This window comes from Mesorhizobium sp. M0060 (genome assembly GCF_040323155.1).
In the GTDB taxonomy this organism is placed as follows: domain Bacteria; phylum Pseudomonadota; class Alphaproteobacteria; order Rhizobiales; family Rhizobiaceae; genus Mesorhizobium.
Genome location: NZ_JAMYUP010000175.1, coordinates 1 through 649, shown reverse-complemented (window position 1 = coordinate 649; position 649 = coordinate 1). Strand labels below are relative to the sequence as shown.

Genomic DNA, 649 nt, shown 5'->3' with positions numbered 1-649 from the left:
GTCGAAGGCCAATGTCGAAAGCCATCGCCGGTAAGCCTTTCGCCAGGCCGTCCCACGCTCATGCTTGCGCCCGTGACGCAGCAGAAATCCTTGAAGATGTTGGCGCGCTCGCGTCACCACCTGTCGCACGACGCTGCGCAGCCGGATCAGGTCGCGCATGGCTTCATGATCGGCGTCGGGCACCCAGACGGGGGTCAACTCTCCGGCCCGATGAAGGCGGGCGAGCATGGTGGCGTCGCGACGGTTCGTCTTCACCCGATCGCCAGGCTTCCGCGGAATCAGCGACGGCGCCACCACGTCGCACCGATGGCCGAGGCGCGTCAGTTGGCGATGAACGCCATAGCCGCACGGGCCGGCCTCATAGCAAAACGCCAGCCGCTTGCCGGACCGTCCGAGGCGATCGCACAGCTTGCTCACGGCATTAGCGTCATTAGCAATCTCCCCGAGATAGTCCACCGAGCCGCAGCGTCCGCTCTCCGCCACCGCGACCGAGATCCCTTCCTTGTGAACATCCAAACCGACAAATCTGATATGGTCCATATGGCCCGTCTCCTATGCATGAGGCTCTGCGCCGGCCAGCCGGCTTAACCCTCGTACCGTTGCATATCGGATGACGGGCCGCCCTCAGGCCCAGCAATCATAGGGACTA

1 protein-coding gene is annotated in these 649 nt (G+C 63.8%); it reads right to left on the bottom strand.

Annotated features, from left to right (window positions below; all coding sequences use genetic code 11):
• On the bottom strand, nt 1-540 hold a 540-nt coding region (locus tag NKJ94_RS37470; protein ID WP_352532817.1), incomplete at its 3' end, for an IS110 family transposase.
• Between the last annotated feature and the right edge of the window lie 109 nt (nt 541-649).